19 protein-coding genes and 1 other RNA gene are annotated in these 15,602 nt (G+C 45.9%); 16 read left to right on the top strand and 4 right to left on the bottom strand.

The genetic code is table 11. The features are described from left to right. Positions 1–130: 130 nt before the first annotated feature. The 7 genes from ACXAJH_RS03225 (at position 131) to ACXAJH_RS03195 (ending at position 5,713) form a co-directional block, all read left to right on the top strand. A complete protein-coding gene (locus ACXAJH_RS03225) occupies positions 131–532 on the top strand; it encodes a cytidine deaminase (protein ID WP_027954381.1) in 402 nt (133 codons plus the stop codon). Between the two features lie 253 nt (positions 533–785). Further along, complete coding sequence (locus tag ACXAJH_RS03220; RefSeq protein ID WP_474993084.1) at positions 786–1,301, top strand: CotD family spore coat protein; 516 nt, start codon at positions 786–788, stop codon at positions 1,299–1,301. A gap of 94 nt (positions 1,302–1,395) precedes the next feature. Continuing rightward, entirely contained in the window at positions 1,396–1,962 is a 567-nt protein-coding gene (locus tag ACXAJH_RS03215; RefSeq protein ID WP_474968659.1) for an SLOG family protein, read from the top strand. Positions 1,963–2,042: 80 nt separating this feature from the next. Continuing rightward, positions 2,043–2,354 (top strand): cell division regulator GpsB, encoded by a 312-nt coding sequence (gene gpsB, locus ACXAJH_RS03210; protein ID WP_281658065.1) that lies wholly within the window; start codon positions 2,043–2,045, stop codon positions 2,352–2,354. A gap of 94 nt (positions 2,355–2,448) precedes the next feature. Beyond that, an RNA gene (gene rnpB / locus ACXAJH_RS03205) (RNase P RNA component class B) lies at positions 2,449–2,826 on the top strand. 110 nt (positions 2,827–2,936) lie between these two features. Next, positions 2,937–4,091: a THUMP domain-containing class I SAM-dependent RNA methyltransferase gene (locus tag ACXAJH_RS03200; RefSeq protein WP_474968658.1), complete on the top strand. Its 1,155-nt coding sequence runs from the start codon at positions 2,937–2,939 to the stop codon at positions 4,089–4,091. A 122-nt stretch (positions 4,092–4,213) separates the two neighbouring features. Continuing rightward, the gene (locus ACXAJH_RS03195; RefSeq protein ID WP_474993082.1) at positions 4,214–5,713 is read left to right on the top strand and encodes a carboxypeptidase M32; all 1,500 of its coding nucleotides are present in this window, start codon (positions 4,214–4,216) and stop codon (positions 5,711–5,713) included. A gap of 41 nt (positions 5,714–5,754) precedes the next feature. Here ACXAJH_RS03195 and ACXAJH_RS03190 read toward each other — a convergent pair whose 3' ends face one another. Then, positions 5,755–6,303 carry a hypothetical protein gene (locus ACXAJH_RS03190; RefSeq protein WP_474968656.1) on the bottom strand — a complete coding sequence of 183 codons (549 nt, stop codon included), beginning with the start codon at positions 6,301–6,303 and terminating at the stop codon, positions 5,755–5,757. A 120-nt stretch (positions 6,304–6,423) separates the two neighbouring features. Between ACXAJH_RS03190 and ACXAJH_RS03185 the strand changes: the two genes are divergently transcribed. The 5 genes from ACXAJH_RS03185 (at position 6,424) to ACXAJH_RS03165 (ending at position 9,635) form a co-directional block, all read left to right on the top strand. Beyond that, positions 6,424–7,191 (top strand): SDR family NAD(P)-dependent oxidoreductase, encoded by a 768-nt coding sequence (locus ACXAJH_RS03185; protein WP_474993080.1) that lies wholly within the window; start codon positions 6,424–6,426, stop codon positions 7,189–7,191. 169 nt (positions 7,192–7,360) lie between these two features. Then, positions 7,361–8,440 carry a type III polyketide synthase gene (locus ACXAJH_RS03180; RefSeq protein WP_474993078.1) on the top strand — a complete coding sequence of 360 codons (1,080 nt, stop codon included), beginning with the start codon at positions 7,361–7,363 and terminating at the stop codon, positions 8,438–8,440. Then, positions 8,441–8,950: an isoprenylcysteine carboxyl methyltransferase family protein gene (locus ACXAJH_RS03175; protein ID WP_474993076.1), complete on the top strand. Its 510-nt coding sequence runs from the start codon at positions 8,441–8,443 to the stop codon at positions 8,948–8,950. A gap of 90 nt (positions 8,951–9,040) precedes the next feature. Continuing rightward, positions 9,041–9,181 (top strand): hypothetical protein, encoded by a 141-nt coding sequence (locus ACXAJH_RS03170; RefSeq protein WP_474992002.1) that lies wholly within the window; start codon positions 9,041–9,043, stop codon positions 9,179–9,181. 172 nt (positions 9,182–9,353) lie between these two features. Next, the gene (locus tag ACXAJH_RS03165) at positions 9,354–9,635 is read left to right on the top strand and encodes a DUF6123 family protein (RefSeq protein ID WP_474968651.1); all 282 of its coding nucleotides are present in this window, start codon (positions 9,354–9,356) and stop codon (positions 9,633–9,635) included. Between the two features lie 11 nt (positions 9,636–9,646). Here ACXAJH_RS03165 and ACXAJH_RS03160 read toward each other — a convergent pair whose 3' ends face one another. From ACXAJH_RS03160 to ACXAJH_RS03150, 3 genes are all read right to left on the bottom strand, one after another. Then, the gene (locus tag ACXAJH_RS03160) at positions 9,647–10,057 is read right to left on the bottom strand and encodes a ribonuclease HI family protein (protein ID WP_474971397.1); all 411 of its coding nucleotides are present in this window, start codon (positions 10,055–10,057) and stop codon (positions 9,647–9,649) included. Between the two features lie 11 nt (positions 10,058–10,068). After that, a complete protein-coding gene (locus ACXAJH_RS03155; protein WP_474968649.1) occupies positions 10,069–10,746 on the bottom strand; it encodes a queuosine precursor transporter in 678 nt (225 codons plus the stop codon). Positions 10,747–10,897: 151 nt separating this feature from the next. Further along, positions 10,898–11,098, bottom strand: coding sequence for a cold-shock protein (locus tag ACXAJH_RS03150; protein WP_474968648.1), 201 nt, complete (start codon positions 11,096–11,098; stop codon positions 10,898–10,900). A gap of 330 nt (positions 11,099–11,428) precedes the next feature. On the opposite strand from ACXAJH_RS03150, the gene ACXAJH_RS03145 reads away from it, so the two are divergent. From ACXAJH_RS03145 to ACXAJH_RS03130, 4 genes are read left to right on the top strand one after another with little or no spacing between them, the layout of a single operon-like run. Further along, positions 11,429–13,099, top strand: coding sequence for a formate--tetrahydrofolate ligase (locus ACXAJH_RS03145; protein WP_474993074.1), 1,671 nt, complete (start codon positions 11,429–11,431; stop codon positions 13,097–13,099). Between the two features lie 50 nt (positions 13,100–13,149). After that, entirely contained in the window at positions 13,150–14,004 is an 855-nt protein-coding gene (locus ACXAJH_RS03140; protein ID WP_474993072.1) for a DUF72 domain-containing protein, read from the top strand. An 8-nt stretch (positions 14,005–14,012) separates the two neighbouring features. After that, on the top strand, positions 14,013–14,636 hold the full coding sequence (locus tag ACXAJH_RS03135; protein ID WP_474992000.1) for an HD domain-containing protein: 624 nt from the start codon (positions 14,013–14,015) through the stop codon (positions 14,634–14,636). Next, positions 14,626–15,585: a thymidylate synthase gene (locus ACXAJH_RS03130; protein ID WP_474971400.1), complete on the top strand. Its 960-nt coding sequence runs from the start codon at positions 14,626–14,628 to the stop codon at positions 15,583–15,585. The genes ACXAJH_RS03135 and ACXAJH_RS03130 overlap by 11 nt, the downstream gene beginning before the upstream one ends. Positions 15,586–15,602 lie beyond the last annotated feature (17 nt).

Below are 15,602 nucleotides of genomic sequence, written 5' to 3'. Positions count from 1 at the left end.
ATACGCTTTTTTCCGACACATGTGTCAAATATCAACCTGCTCAATGTGCCGGGTTTCCTCTATTGAAATCGCTTTACTTTTGTTTTTCATTCATATATAATGACCTTCCCACTAATAGGGAGGGATGACGTTGGAACAAAAACAATTGATGAAACATGCCGTTGAAGCCAGAGGTACGGCTTACACACCTTATTCCAAATTTCCTGTAGGAGCAGCGCTCATTACAGAAGACGGCAGCCTGTATACAGGGTGTAATATTGAAAATGCCGCGTATCCGGTGTCCTTATGTGCAGAGCGCGTCGCTATATTCAAAGCCATTTCCGATGGACATAAAAAGTTCAAGTCTCTTGCTGTAGCGGCTGACACAGGAAGGCCTGTACCTCCTTGTGGATCCTGCCGCCAGGTGATGAGTGAATTTTTCGATTCCTCAGTAGCGATTTATACAACCAATTTAAACGGTGATTCCAAAACATTTACGATGGATGAAATCCTGCCGTTTTCCTTTGCGCCTTCTGATCTTCCGGAAGAGTAATGGATTTGAATGACGAGAAAGACTGTCGAAATTACGGCAGTCTTTCTTTTATGTATTCGCTGACATTCTTTGGATATCGGCATGTGAGTCAGCGATTTACGTGGGCTTTTTACCGTTCAAAAGAAGCTTGTTCTTCTTTCTAATTATTGGTGTACAAGCAGAAGGAGCGGGAGATATGATGATTTCGCCTAGTACATCCTTCCCGTTTATGACATACGCTGATAAGGAATAACAGAACAAGGAGTGAAGGAGAATGCATCACCATTCAATGCATGACTCGTGCGGCTGTGGACCGATGTCACAGTGCAGCAACCGCTGTCCAATTGTATGTCCGGTCCAACATTGTGTTGTAGACAATTTTTTCTGTGAAAATCAGGATTACATTCACCCGACACACATTCTCGTAAGAAATAACCACTTGTTGAACAATAACCATTACTTCCCATACATGGTTTCCGAACAAAACAATTTCCAAACGCAGGAATTTGCCTACCCTCAAGGGTCTTCTCCAGACTATAATTGGATGGAAAACATGAACCAGCAGGGTGCGGGCCCTATGGGAGATATGGAAGAAGGCGAAATGGCAGATATGAACGGACAAATGCCAATGAACCAGATGCCGGGAATGAACGGAATGAACGGCCAGATGCCGATGATGAATCAAGGTCAGATGCCTGGAATGAACGGCCAGATGCCGATGATGAACCAGGGGCAGATGCCTGGGATGAGCGGCCAGATGCCGATGATGGGTCCGGGATTCGGAGAGTAAATCAATAAGCCACCACACCAGTGGCTTATTTTCTTTTTGTCTTAAACATGGGTAAAATAGAGAAATCAAGGAACAAATGAAAGGCGGTGCGTCTGTGAGAACGTTAGTGGTTACCGGTTACAAACCTATGGAAATAGGGATATTCAAACAACAGGATGATAAAGTCTCCTTTATAAAGGAAACCATCAAAAGGCGTCTGATTACATATATCGATGAAGGTCTTGAATGGGTGCTTGTTTCCGGGCAGATGGGTGTGGAACTCTGGACCGCTGAAGTCGTTCTTGACCTGAAGGATGAAGATTATGCGGTCAACCTCGGCATCATTCCTCCTTTTGAGAACCAGCAGGAGCGCTGGCCGGAAGATCTGCAGATGATTTATGAGGAAGTTACGATGACGGCTGATTTTTTCCAACCTGTTTATAATAAGGGGTATGAAGGACCGTATCAGTTCAAGGCCAGAGATCAGTTTCTTATTGAACACTCGGATGCCTGCCTCGTTTTATATAATGAAGAGACCGAGGGCAGTCCACGCTTCTTTCTAAATATGGCGGAAAAAGCTGTGGAAAAAGGAAATTATCAGATTCTATATATTACCCCGTTTGATTTGGAGGAAACCGTTGAGGAAATGCGGATGGCTGATCCGGATTTTTGGAGTCAGTGATTTTTTATACAAAAATGAAATTGACAATTGGGTCTCCATTTGAAAAAATGTAGGTAATGTGTGGAACAGAGGTGAAAAGAATGAACTTAGAAGAGTATCATTTGACAGGTAAGGATATACTGGAAAAAGACTTTAAAACATCCATGCGGGGGTACAACCAGGAAGAAGTGGATGAGTATCTGGACTTAATTATTCAGGACTATGACCGCTTCCAGCAGGAGATTGAACGCCTCCAACACGAAAATGAACGTTTGAAGAAAATGTCCTCAAGAGAGACGGCTTCCAGGCAGAAGCAGAACACAGGCAGCACACCGCAGGTCAATTACGACATTCTGAAGCGGGTCTCCAATCTGGAAAAAGCTGTGTTCGGAAACAAATACGCCGAAGAATGACAAAAAAATCCACATGACAAAAGCGAAGGATTCTGGTATACTCTATCAGTGCGTCATTAAAGCGTAAATGAAACAGATGACAACATACATTTGAATACTCGGGTAATCGCTGCGCAGCTTGACTGTGCAGAGGAAAGTCCATGCTCGCACAGTACTGAGATGTCTGTAGTGTTCGTGCCTGACGAAATCATAAGTCAGGGGAGTTCTTTTGAACTTACGGCAGGGAAAATTCCTACGTCTAAGGATAGGGAATGACTACCTTGAAAGTGCCACAGTGACGGAGCCGGTATAGAAATATGCCGGGTGGAACGAGGTAAACCCCGCGAGCGAGCAACCCAAATTTAGGTAGGGGCACTTTTTGAAGGGAAACGAACCGGAGAAAAGGCCGTTTTACGGCAGATAGATGATTGCCACCGGAGTACGAGGCTGACCACCGCTGGCAGTACGATGGAACAGAACATGGCTTACAGAGTATTCAAAGGTCGTTCATTATGTATAAGCTACCCTTCTGGAAAGCCCTATGCTTTTTAGAAGGGTTTTTATTTTGACTTTCATATGTAAATGGAAAGGCAGGGAGAAAATATGGCGGGAAAAGTAACGTTAATTGCGACAGCGGCGATGGGCCTGGAGTCAATCGTCAGTAAAGAAGTGAAAGCGCTCGGGTATGAGGATGTGGAAGTGGAAAATGGACGTGTCCTTTTCAAAGCCGATGTGTCAGCCATTCCGCGTACGAATTTGTGGCTTCGGACAGCAGACCGGGTTAAACTGCTGGTCGGCCGGTTCAAAGCGACAAGCTTTGATCAATTGTTTGAAGAAACGAAAGCCCTGCCATGGGAAACGTTCATTGAAGAAGACGGTGAATTCCCCGTTGTAGGAAAATCGGTTAAATCGAAACTGTACAGTGTTCCGGATTGTCAGGCGATTGTTAAAAAAGCGATTGTGGAACGGTTGAAGAAAAAGCATGGAGTGGCCTCGTGGCTGAAGGAAACCGGCTCCTTTTACAGAGTGGAAGTGGCCATTCATAAAGATGAAGCCCTTCTTACAATCGATACATCCGGTTCAGGTCTCCATAAGCGCGGATATAGAGTGGGACAGGGGGAAGCCCCGTTGAAGGAGACAATGGCCGCAGCACTCGTTCAGATTACGAACTGGCATCCGGACAAGCCGTTTGTCGATCCTTTCTGCGGTTCTGGAACCATCGCGATCGAAGCCGCTTTGATCGGGCAGAATATTGCACCAGGGTTTAATCGCGAATTTGCATCGGAAGGCTGGGGATTCATTCCTCAAAAAGCCTGGGATGATGCCTTTCAGGAAGCGGAGGATGCCGCCGATTATGATCAGCCTCTCGACATTACAGGGTCAGACCTTGATCCGAAAATGATTGAAATCGCCAGAAAAAATGCGATGGAAGCGGGACTTGGTGAGCTTGTGTCGTGGAAGCAGATGCAGATGAATGATTTGAAGCCGAAGCATGATGGGGGATATATTGTATCCAACCCACCTTACGGGGAGCGGATCGGTGACCGTGAAGAAGTGGAGCAGATGTACAGAGATCTTGGTACGATCATGCGTGATTATCCATCATGGAGCGTTTACATCCTGACGTCCCACGAAGGATTCGAAAAGCTGTACGGCCAGTCCGCTACAAAGAAGAGGAAGCTCTTCAATGGATATATCAAGACGGACTATTATCAATATTTCGGGAAGAAGAAAAAACAGACAGCCAAAGAGTTTTAAAGAGTGAAGGAGAAGACCGTCCGGATGACCGGGCGGTCTTTTTCTATTCCTGTGTGTAAAGAGAAAGACTGCTATAATGAAAAGGCAGCTACATAACGATGATGTAAAAAGGAGAGGGTATAGTGAGCAGTCATACAGAGAAGGAATTTCAGGCTCTGCTGAAGGAACAGGCGTCCTATGAAGAAGCTATTGGGTTAATGGCCTGGGATATGCGGACGAAAGCACCGAAAAAAGGGATAGAAGGACGTTCAGAGGTGATTGGAGTCCTTTCTTCCAAAGTGCATGAAATCCAGACCTCTGATCATATGAAAACGATGATCAGTGAATTGAAGGGGCGGACATCCAGTCGGCTGATGGAGAGAGCAGTCGAGGAAGCGGAAGAAACGTACCTTCGCACGGTGAAAATCCCGGCAGAAGAATACAGGGAATACGTGACACTGCAGAGCCGGGCGGAAGCGGTCTGGGCGGAAGCAAAGGACAACAATGACTTTGCCTTATTCCAGCCCTATTTAGAAGAACTGGTGGACTATAAGCGACGCTTTGCTGAATATTGGGGATATGAAGAGCATAAATATGACGCGCTCCTGCACAGTTATGAGCCTGGCATGACCGTCCGGATTCTTGATGAGGTTTTTCCTAAGGTAAGAGAAGCGTTGACAGGTCTGCTTTCTGATATTCAAGCTTCTGATAATAAACCCGACCCATCGGTTCTGGAGGGACATTTTCCTAAAGATCAGCAGGCAGCCTTCAGTGAGGAGATTTTGAAGCGGATGGGCTATGATTTTGAGGCGGGACGTCTGGATGAAACCATCCATCCATTTGCAATCGGATTGAACCAGAAGGATGTGCGGGTAACGACGAAATATGATGAGAAAGATTTTCGGACCGCTGTATTCGGGACCATTCATGAAGGGGGGCACGCTTTGTATGAGCAGAACATTTCAAAAGACTTGGCCTTCACTCCTCTGGCGGATGGGACAAGCATGGGAATCCATGAATCCCAGTCCCTTTTCTGGGAGAACTTTATCGCAAGAAGTGAAAGCTTCTGGAAAAACCATTACCCTGTCTTCAAGAACTATGCACCCGAAAGCTTTAAGGAGCTTCCTTTAAGTGACTTTTATAAAGCTGTAAATGAAGTGAAGCCGTCATTCATACGGATTGAAGCGGATGAGCTGACCTACTGCCTTCATATTATGGTCCGCTATGAGCTGGAGAAAGCCTTGATCGGCGGGGAAATTGAAGTGAAGGATCTTCCTGAGTTATGGAATAGGAAGATGGAGGACTACCTTGGCATCATCCCTTCCAACGACGGTGAGGGAGTGCTGCAGGATATCCACTGGTCAGGGGGAGATTTCGGTTACTTTCCTTCCTACGCTCTCGGCTATATGTACGCAGCCCAGATAAACGCGGCGATGAGGAAAGATATTGATGTGAATGAATGTATGGAAAAAGGGAATTTCAAACCGATTCAGGAGTGGTTGACGGTGAACATTCACAAGTATGGAAAAATGAAGAAGCCGCTTGAAATTATCCAGGATGTGACAGGAGAAGGGTTGAACCCCGATTACCTCATTACGTACGTCACTGAAAAATACCAGAACATCTATAAGTTATCCAACTAATTAAAAAGATACCCAGCTGCATGCAGCTGGGTATCTTATCATTATGACATTTCACCAATTAAATCCGGGGCAGCTGGGAAGCCTGCATCTTTTAGAATCTGACCAAACTGCTCATTGAATTCCGCTGCTTTTTCATCGGCAGCTGAGAAGTCGGCTTCTTCTATGTTTTCATCCAATGCTTTTTCTACTTCCTCGTAGTAGGCCTGAAGAGAAGGCATGGCTTCCTGGATTTTTGTTTTCGTTTCATCAGGAAGTTCGGTTTCTATTGTGTAGTCTGAAGCAGCAGCCGCTGCTTCACCAGCAGCTGTTTTCGCTTCTTCGCCTGCTGATGTAATGGTTTCTGTATCCGGCTCTTCCTCAGCAGCCGCTGCTTGATAGGCGGAAATTTTCTGCTGGTGCGGTTTAAATGTATCGGTCAATTCCATCTGGGCATCCATCAGTGATTGTTTAAGATCCTGGCTGTTATCTTCTTCAGTTTCAGCCGTTTCTTCGTTTTGTCCTTCTGAATCACTGCTTTCTTCTGTGTCTCCGCTGCAACCGGCTGTTATCAATGCCGAAGTTACACCGAGAGCAATTAACCATTTTTTCAAAGTTATGACCCCCTTATGTAGTTACAACGTTTATTGTAAAAAAGCAGGAGGAAAATGTAAAGAATTAGCAAAAATGTTACAATATACTGAAAATTCATCGAATAAACAGGAGGATAACCTATGTATCTGCCAAATTTCAGACTGGATCACCGCTTAGCTGTTGTCACGGGAGGAACGAAAGGGATCGGAAGGGCCATTACACTGGCCTTTGCTAAATCCGGTGCAGACGTCATCATCATTGCCAGAAACAGCTGGGAGCTTGACCAAGTGAAGGATGACGTAGAGGAACTGGGGCAGCGGGCTTTTCCAATAGTAGAAGACATTAATCATTATGACCTTATCATTGAAAAAGTCGAGAACATAAGGCAGGGGCGACCCATTGACATCTGGGTGAATAACGCCGGCATGAATATCCGGAGTGAAGCTGCCTCCGTTTCCGAATCGGAATGGGACCAGATCATCAATACCAATATGAAAAGCGCCTTCTTTCTTTCTCAATATGCCGGACGGATCATGATGGATAACAGGGCAGGTAAGATTATTAACATCTCTTCTGTGGGAGGGCACACCGCTCTTCGTACTGGTGTGGTTTATGCCATGACGAAAAGTGCACTCATTCAGATGACTAAGAATCTTGCCCTTGAATGGGGGGGGCACAACATCAATGTGAACGCAATCGGGCCGTGGTATTTTCCTACCTCCCTGACAGAGAAGCTGCTTCAGGATGAGGAGTATGTGAAAGAGATTCTCGCACGGACGCCGTTAAACAGGATAGGGAAGCTGGAAGAACTCAGCGGCGCAGCCGTATTTCTTGCTTCAGATGCCGGCAATTATATGACAGGACAGACACTCCTTGTAGATGGAGGCATGACCATTTACGGTTTCTAAAAAACGAACAAAACAGCCATCATCCATGGCGCAATCTATGCTTTATAATTCTAACTTAAAACTTAGTAGCAACTCCGAACTGCAAAAAAGAAAAAACCATCAATAAGAAGAAATCGATACAAACATAAATCTCCTTTTTTTACACATAGTAAGAAAAAGGAGGATGACAATGCCTTACATTATTGCTGCAGGAACGGCCCGTGCGGAATATCCCTGTCCTCAAACAGATGTCCAGCATCTCGTAAAAGAACTGTTTCCCATGAAACCTCACGAAATGAAACGACTGCTTCCCATCTTTGAACATGCGGAAGTACATGAACGACAGTTTGCGCAGCCATTGGATTGGTATAAAAAACAGCACGGATTAAAGGAAAGAAATGACTTGTACGTCGATAAAGCTCTCCAGTACAGTTTAAAAGCAGTGAAAAATTGTGTAGGAAAGGTGTTTGGAGGAGATTTTGACTATGGAACCATCGATCACGTCATTTTTGTCTCATCAACAGGAATTGCCACTCCAACCCTCGATGCCTACATAATGAATGAACTGCATCTTAAAGAAAGTGTGAAACGAACCCCGCTTTTTGGTCTTGGCTGTGCAGGTGGAACGAGTGGAGTAGCAAAAGCTTATGAATGGCTGCTGGGACATCCGGATAGCTGCGTGCTGGTGGTTTGTGTGGAGCTCTGCAGTTTGACATTTCAATTGGATGATGCAACAACAAGCAACTTTGTAGGAACAGCATTATTCGGAGACGGTGCTTCTGCCGTGCTTGTTTCAGGTGATACATGGAAAATGAACAATCAGGTTCAAGAAGCGGTTCCTTCGATAATTAGTGCCAGCTCCAAAACAAAACGGAATAGTGAAGATGTAATGGGATGGCGTGTTGTGGACAATGGCTTTGAAGTGATATTCAAAAAAAGTATTCCACGGTTAGTGAAGGATTTCTGGAGTGTCCATGTACGTGAAGTATTAAATGAACACCAATGGGATGTCAACGGGCTTCCATTTATCGTCGCGCACCCCGGAGGGAAGAAAGTACTGGAGGCGTATAAGGAAGTTCTCCATCTGGAGGATTTTGTGCTGATTTCCTCCAAAAACGTATTGGCGCAGCATGGAAACATGTCTTCACCAACCGTCCATTTTGTCTTGGAGCATATCATGGATCAGCGGCCTGAAACGGGCACGCGTTCGTTGATGACATCTCTCGGGCCTGGCTTTAGTTCAGAAATTATCAGTTTGGAGTGGGTATAGATGGGGATGCTGTTGTGGCTGATCTTTTCGCTGATTATTTTTCAGCGCTTGGGTGAACTTATTCTGGCAGCAAGAAATCGGAAATGGATGCTTTCTCAAGGTGCGAAAGAATGGGGAAGTAATCATTATTATTTGTTCATCCTTCTGCATGCCCTGTTTTTTCTGTCCATCATAGCAGAATACACGTTTACTACTTTTGTGTTTCAACCAATCTTCTATCCCGCCGTTTTTCTTTTTATAGTTCTCCAAGGGATGAGAATATGGTGCATTTCTACGCTTGGGAAAAGATGGAACACAAGGATTCTCGTTCTTCCTGAGGAAAAACCAATCAGCCGTGGATTATATAAATATATGAAGCATCCTAATTATGTGATTGTATTTTTTGAGCTGCTGGTGATTCCTGTATTGTTTCATGCTTATGCAACTGCCCTTGTTTTTCCTTTTCTTCATCTCATGGTTTTAACGGTCCGGATCCCGGAAGAAGAAAAAGCGCTGAAGGAGCGGGTATAGGAGGGATTTCCCGTTGCGGACCTGCCGAAGCTCTGCTATAATTTCTAAATAGAAATGAAAATCATTTTCAATTAGAAAGGTGTGCAGATGATGGTTCTGCTTCTTCTTGCTGTGATGATGGTGTACAGTGTGCTTATGATCTATATAACAGCTCATGTCGGGGCTGCTCCTGCCATCGACCGATTGAAATTACAAAAACGTGCATCCCTCGAGGAAACGAGAAAAAAATAGGAAACATCCATCTCCGCCAGGCCCTGGGACCTGGCTTTATTTTTGAAAAAGAAGCAGAGAGAGAAGAAATTTGTCGAATAAAGATGCTATAATGGGGACGGACAGAAAGAGTGGCTTTGCACTTTTTCGCGAACGTGAAGGTTTCAACGATCTATGCACGAAGGAGCGTCCTATGAATCGAAAACATGACTTGGCTTATTTTCTTGAGGATCTATGGAGCAGAGGCTTTAAACTGAGTGATGAGGATGTACAGTTTATTTACTTTGGTAAAAATTCGACGAATGCAGCTGAATGGAAAACCATTATTGCCGTCCGGACGACACTGAAAGCACAGCAGTCCTTTGACGCCAGCTTCTTTATCAGTGTGCTGGAACTTATTGCAGACGCATCGATTACAAACAAGCGCCGGGCCTATGAAGTGGTGGAGCAGAAGCTGGCTTTAAAGAAGTCATAACAAAACCCAGATCAGGATTGATCTGGGTTTTGTGCGTGTTTCAACAGGCATTCGCGGGCGAGCTTGTCTGCATGCCGGTTTTGTTTATCTGGGATCCATTTATAAAATACAAAGGAAAAGGACTGTTCCAGCTCCTGAATGTGCTCGAATAAAGGAAGGAACTTTTTGTTTTTCGTATATTTCCGATCCAGTGTATCGACAGCGATTTTTGAATCAGACCGGATGGAAATGATCTCACCCGGGTAATACGACCGGCACAATTCCAGAGCGCGGCTGACCGCAAGGAATTCCGCTTCATGATTGGTCCATGTACCAAGAAAGCACTGGTGTTCTTCGGTTTGATTGTTGGTTTTGATCACAATCCCTGCGGCGCTCAGACCCGGATCGCCGCTGCAGGCAGCATCGGTGTATATTTCAATCATGAAGGCCCTCCTCACTCAGAGCGTGGAAATTTTTTTGCTATATAAAAGAATGGGGTATCCAAAGCGGATACTATAAATTTAATGATGTAGGTTGTCAGGAATATTTCCAGCCATATGTCAAATGGATAAACGCCGTAAAAGGCGATGAAGCAGAAAACCGCTGTGTCCAGAAGCTGGCTGATCATGGTGCTTCCGTTGTTGCGGATCCATAAAAATTTATCATCTGCAAACCGTTTCTTCAGCCGGGCGTAGAGCCACACATCAAAATATTGACTCACCAGATAGGCGGCCAGACTTCCGGCTGCTACTCTCGGAACAATACCGAACAATGTTTCCAGTGCGGGGTGGGCGATATCATTGGATCCTGGCGTGAACAGGAGAGCCCCCTGCATAAGGATAGTCATGGCAAGCAGAGAACTGAATCCGAGCCAAACCGCTTTTCCAGCTTCTTTCTTTCCGTATTTTTCATTTAATATGTCTGTAGCTAAAAAGGCTGTTCCATAGACGATGTTTCCAAGTGTCGCCTGTAGACCGAACAACTCAATGGTTTTTACGACCTGGATGTTGGCCACCACTGTAGCCATACCGATCCAGACAAACAAGCCGGTTCTACCGAATATCCGGTACACACCAAGCAGAAGTATGAAGTTTATGATTGCAAAAATCAGCCATATCATTTCGTTATTCATGCTGTTATTCCTCCTAGTTTTGGTAACGCGGGAGTTCCCGAACCGCGTATGCGTACAACAGCGCTAAATTATACGACGGAACAGGCAGGAATGCAAGGATAACGGCAAATGAAAAAAAGCAATCTCAAAAGAGACTGCTTTTTTTGGAGATTTATGCTTTTACAACGTTGGCCGCCTGTGGACCACGGTCGCCTTCAACGATTTCAAATGTTACGGCCTGTCCCTCTTCAAGGGATTTGAAGCCTTCCTCCTGAATCGCAGAGAAGTGGACGAATACATCGTTGCCGCCCTCTACCTGGATGAAGCCGTAGCCTTTTTCAGCGTTAAACCATTTTACTGTACCATTCTGCATGTTGTTTCCTCCTAAATCTTGCACGTCAAACGTGGGAATTACAAATACAGACCGAAATAAAAAAAACCATACAAGTGCGGAACATAAATTCCGGTCACTCCTATGGGCTTTACCAGTCATTTATCTTTCCGATCGTGATATTTGCTTACTACAAATATATCTTATGAGAAAAAAAGCGTCAACATTCAGACTATACTTTTTTCTTCAAAAAACCTTTTAAATGAAGATAAGGAAACGGATACATGTTGGGAGGGTCCGCAAGAGTGGATGACTATAACTATCAAGCGGTGTAAGGTACAATAGAGGTGGAAAATAGAAAGGATGATACATATGAAGAAAGACATTGATATAGCCCTTGAAGCACAAATGAAACCTATCAAGGACATAGCAGCCGGATTGAATCTCTCCGAAGAGGACTGGGAACCTTACGGACATTACAAAGCAAAGCTGTCTGACAAACTTGAACAAAAGCTGGAAGGCCGGTCATCCGGGAAAATCATCCTCACAACCTCCATTAACCCGACGCCTGCCGGTGAAGGGAAGTCCACGGTTACTGTGGGGCTTGGGCAGGCTTTGAACAAGCTGAACAAAAAGGCGGTCATCGCCTTGAGGGAACCTTCCCTTGGGCCGACAATGGGATTGAAAGGCGGAGCCGCCGGTGGTGGGTATTCCCAAGTGGTCCCTATGGAGGAAATTAACCTGCACTTTACAGGAGATATTCATGCGATTACTTCTGCGAATAATGCCCTCTCGGCTTTTATAGATAATCACATACACCAGGGGAACGAGCTGAATATCGACCCTCGTCGTGTTTCATGGAAGCGGGTGGTGGATTTGAACGACCGGGCCTTAAGAGAAGTCGTCGTAGGACTGGGAGGGCCTGTCAAAGGTGTACCGCGGGAAGATGGGTTTATGATTTCCGTCGCCTCTGAGATTATGGCTGTTCTTTGTCTGGCTTCAGATCTTCAGGATTTAAAAGAACGCCTGGCCCGCATGGTCATCGGGTATACGTATGACAGAAAACCTGTAACCGTTCAGGAACTCGGTTATGAAGGCGCTCTTACTCTCCTATTGAAGGATGCTGCTAAACCCAATCTGGTTCAGACTTTGGAGAATACTCCGGCAATCATACACGGGGGGCCGTTTGCCAATATTGCGCACGGATGCAACAGTGTCAAGGCTACGAAGGTGGCTGCGAAACTCGGCGATTACGCCGTAACAGAAGCCGGGTTTGGAGCAGACCTGGGTGCAGAGAAATTCCTTGATATCAAAACACGTGCAGGCGGATTTGAACCTGATGCCGTTGTGATTGTGGCAACGATCCGTGCCTTGAAGATGCATGGAGGAGTGGACAAAAAAGAGCTTCACAACGAAAATACAGCCGCCTTAATGAAAGGGGCTGCCAATTTGAAAAAACATATGGAAACGATAGAGCAGTTCCAAGTCCCTTATGTGATTGCTGTCAATGAGTTTCCGACAGATACTAAAGCAGAGATCGATGCCTTGACAGCGTGGTGTAGGCAGGAGGGTGCGTCCGTTTCTCTTGTCCAGGTTCATGAGAAAGGCGGCAGCGGTGGATTGGATCTTGCTGAAAAAGTCATAGCTGCAGCAGACCAAAAACATCAGCCGCTTGCCTACACGTATGAGCTCGAAGATTCCATAGAGCAGAAAATAGAAAAAATTGCCCGCAGGATTTATGGAGCCTCGGGCGTTGAATTCTCATCCAAAGCTGAAAAACAAATACGCCAGATGACCAACCTGGGCTTCAACCATCTGCCGATTTGTATGGCCAAAACCCAGTACTCTCTTTCCGATGATCCATCGAAGCTTGGACGTCCGGAAAATTTCACGATTACAGTGAGAGATTTATATCCTTCCATCGGTGCTGGATTCCTGGTAGCTTTGACGGGAGATGTCATGACGATGCCGGGGCTGCCTAAAAATCCGGCAGCTCTCCAGATGGATGTTGATGCGTCCGGAGTTGTAAAAGGATTGTTCTAATCTTTGATCATCTTCCTGTGGACGCTGTTATACAAAGAGGAGGGACATCGATGACGATCGATATTGGACTTACCGGGTGGGGCGATCACGCCTCTCTCTATTCAGAGAAAACGCGTTCAGAAAACAAGCTTTCCGAATATGCTTCCCATTTCCCTGTAGTGGAAGTGGATACAGCTTTTTATGCGATCCAGCCCCTGTCCCGCTACGAAAAGTGGCTGAAAGAGACACCGGACTCATTCTCTTTTGTTATTAAAGCATTCAACCAGCTGACAGGACATGACAGGGAATCCAGGTCCGTTCAGGAAGCGAGAGATCTTATGCTCCGTTATGAGGAATCGGTCCAGCCGGTATGGGAAGCTGGAAAAGTAAACGCCCTGCTGTTTCAGTTCCCTCCGTGGTTTGATGTAAGAAAAGAGCACATCCGCAAATTGAGGTATATACGGGAGTGGCTGGAGCCGTATCCGATCGCTCTTGAATTCCGGAACCGAACGTGGTTTCAGGAGGAGTACAGAGAACAGACGCTTTCCTTTATGAAGGACCAGCAGTGGATTCACAGCATCTGTGATGAACCACAGGCAGGAGAAGGGTCCGTTCCCCGTATTCTTATGCCGACCCATCCCAATAAGACGCTCGTGCGTTTTCATGGACGGAATACACACGGATGGAACAAAAATGGCCGGAAAGACTGGCGTAAAGTCCGTTTTCTTTACCGGTACAGCCATGATGAGCTTGCCGAATGGGCGGAGCGGGCCCGGGAGCTCGAACAGGAGACCCCTGAGGTTACGCTCCTATTCAACAATAATTCCGGCGGGGATGCCGCAGACAATGCCAAACAGTTTCAGGAAATGCTGAACATCCATTACAACGATTTAAATCCAAGACAGATGGATTTATTCAATTTTTAGGAGGTTCTATGAAGAAGACAGAGATGTTAGAAAGAATCCGGACCTATACGGCCTCGCAGTTTTCAGGGGATGCGACCGGCCATGATTACGAGCATATGAAACGGGTCGCCTTCTGGTCGGCTGCGATTGCCAGGAAGGAGAAGGGGGACCCCTTTATGTGTGAAGCGGCCGGCTGGCTCCACGATATTGGAGACCGGAAGCTGACAAAACATCCTGAACAGGCGTTGAAAGAAAGAGATTCGTTTCTTCTTTCCCTGTCCCTGACCCACAGCGAGGTAGAAGAACTGGATGCATCAATCCGTGATGTGTCGTTTTCAAAAGGACGTATCCCTCAAACGTGGACAGGAAAAATCGTCCAGGATGCTGACCGGCTGGATGCGATAGGTGCCATTGGTATCGCACGCACGTTTGCTTATGGTGGAGCACATGGACAGCCGTTGTATTCAGAAGATGGATCCCGCGATTCGTTCAGTCATTTTGAGGAAAAGTTACTGAAACTGGTCTCTCTAATGAATACGGAAACAGGCAGAAATGAGGCCTCCAGGCGCCATTCATTTATGGTACAATTCCTTGAAGAAATGCAAAATGATATTTTCATCACCAATGAGGAGGTTCATCATCATGACAAATAACGAACAGGCCTATCTTGATTTGTGCCGGCTCGTATTGGAAGAAGGCAGTGAAAAATCCGACAGGACAGGGACAGGTACATATTCTGTGTTCGGCCATCAGATGCGCTTTGATTTAGAAGAAGGTTTCCCTCTTTTAACGACCAAACGGGTGCCTTTCCGTCTGATTGCGAGTGAGCTGCTCTGGTTTATTAAAGGAGATACAAACATTAAATATCTTCTGCAGCACAATAACAATATTTGGAATGAATGGGCGTTCAAAACCTGGGTGGAAAGTGAGGACTACCACGGGCCGGATATGACGGACTTCGGCCGCAGGAGTCAGCAGGATCCGGAATTCCAAAAGGTTTATGAAGATCAGATGAATCGTTTTAAGGAGAAAATCCTTACCGATGATACGTTCGCTGATACCTACGGTGAGCTTGGTTCTGTTTATGGAAAGCAGTGGAGGGAATGGAAGACGAGCAGGGACGGCAGCATCGATCAATTGAAAAATGTGGTGGAAAGCATCAAATCCAATCCTGATTCCCGCCGCCATATCGTAACGGCATGGAACCCGGAGGACGTTCCTTCCAATATGGCACTGCCTCCGTGTCATGCCATGTTCCAATTTTACGTAGCGGATGGTAAGCTTTCCTGCCAGCTTTATCAGCGGAGCGGCGATATCTTCCTGGGTGTGCCTTTTAACATCGCCAGTTACGCCCTCTTGACACACTTAATCGCCCACGAATGCGGCCTCGAGGTCGGAGAGTTCATTCATACGCTTGGAGATGCCCATATTTACACCAATCACATAGACCAGATTCAACGACAGCTCAGCAGAGAACCCCGAAGGCTGCCGAAGCTTCACCTGAACAGTGAAATCTCAAGTCTTTTCGACTTTGAGATGAAGGATATTACAATCGAAGACTATGACCCTCATCCGGGAATAAAAGCACCGGTAGCGGTGTAAACCATAGAAAGGCTGTG

This window comes from Halobacillus sp. ABD4_316 (assembly GCF_056161385.1).
The sequence above is the reverse complement of the archived record's forward strand: the minus strand, read 5'-3'. Positions and strand labels throughout refer to the sequence as shown.

Excerpts from the sequence above, each read along its gene's own strand:
- ACXAJH_RS03140 (WP_474993072.1), top strand. The coding sequence starts at position 13,150 with ATGACGATCGATATTGGACTTACCGGGTGGGGCGATCACGCCTCTCTC.
- ACXAJH_RS03150 (WP_474968648.1), bottom strand. The coding sequence starts at position 11,098 with ATGCAGAATGGTACAGTAAAATGGTTTAACGCTGAAAAAGGCTACGGC.
- ACXAJH_RS03180 (WP_474993078.1), top strand. The coding sequence starts at position 7,361 with ATGCCTTACATTATTGCTGCAGGAACGGCCCGTGCGGAATATCCCTGT.
- ACXAJH_RS03185 (WP_474993080.1), top strand. The coding sequence starts at position 6,424 with ATGTATCTGCCAAATTTCAGACTGGATCACCGCTTAGCTGTTGTCACG.
- ACXAJH_RS03170 (WP_474992002.1), top strand. The coding sequence starts at position 9,041 with ATGGTTCTGCTTCTTCTTGCTGTGATGATGGTGTACAGTGTGCTTATG.
- ACXAJH_RS03145 (WP_474993074.1), top strand. The coding sequence starts at position 11,429 with ATGAAGAAAGACATTGATATAGCCCTTGAAGCACAAATGAAACCTATC.
- gpsB (WP_281658065.1), top strand. The coding sequence starts at position 2,043 with ATGAACTTAGAAGAGTATCATTTGACAGGTAAGGATATACTGGAAAAA.
- ACXAJH_RS03155 (WP_474968649.1), bottom strand. The coding sequence starts at position 10,746 with ATGAATAACGAAATGATATGGCTGATTTTTGCAATCATAAACTTCATA.
- ACXAJH_RS03200 (WP_474968658.1), top strand. The coding sequence starts at position 2,937 with ATGGCGGGAAAAGTAACGTTAATTGCGACAGCGGCGATGGGCCTGGAG.
- ACXAJH_RS03165 (WP_474968651.1), top strand. The coding sequence starts at position 9,354 with ATGAATCGAAAACATGACTTGGCTTATTTTCTTGAGGATCTATGGAGC.
- ACXAJH_RS03135 (WP_474992000.1), top strand. The coding sequence starts at position 14,013 with ATGAAGAAGACAGAGATGTTAGAAAGAATCCGGACCTATACGGCCTCG.
- ACXAJH_RS03160 (WP_474971397.1), bottom strand. The coding sequence starts at position 10,057 with ATGATTGAAATATACACCGATGCTGCCTGCAGCGGCGATCCGGGTCTG.
- ACXAJH_RS03130 (WP_474971400.1), top strand. The coding sequence starts at position 14,626 with ATGACAAATAACGAACAGGCCTATCTTGATTTGTGCCGGCTCGTATTG.
- ACXAJH_RS03175 (WP_474993076.1), top strand. The coding sequence starts at position 8,441 with ATGGGGATGCTGTTGTGGCTGATCTTTTCGCTGATTATTTTTCAGCGC.
- ACXAJH_RS03220 (WP_474993084.1), top strand. The coding sequence starts at position 786 with ATGCATCACCATTCAATGCATGACTCGTGCGGCTGTGGACCGATGTCA.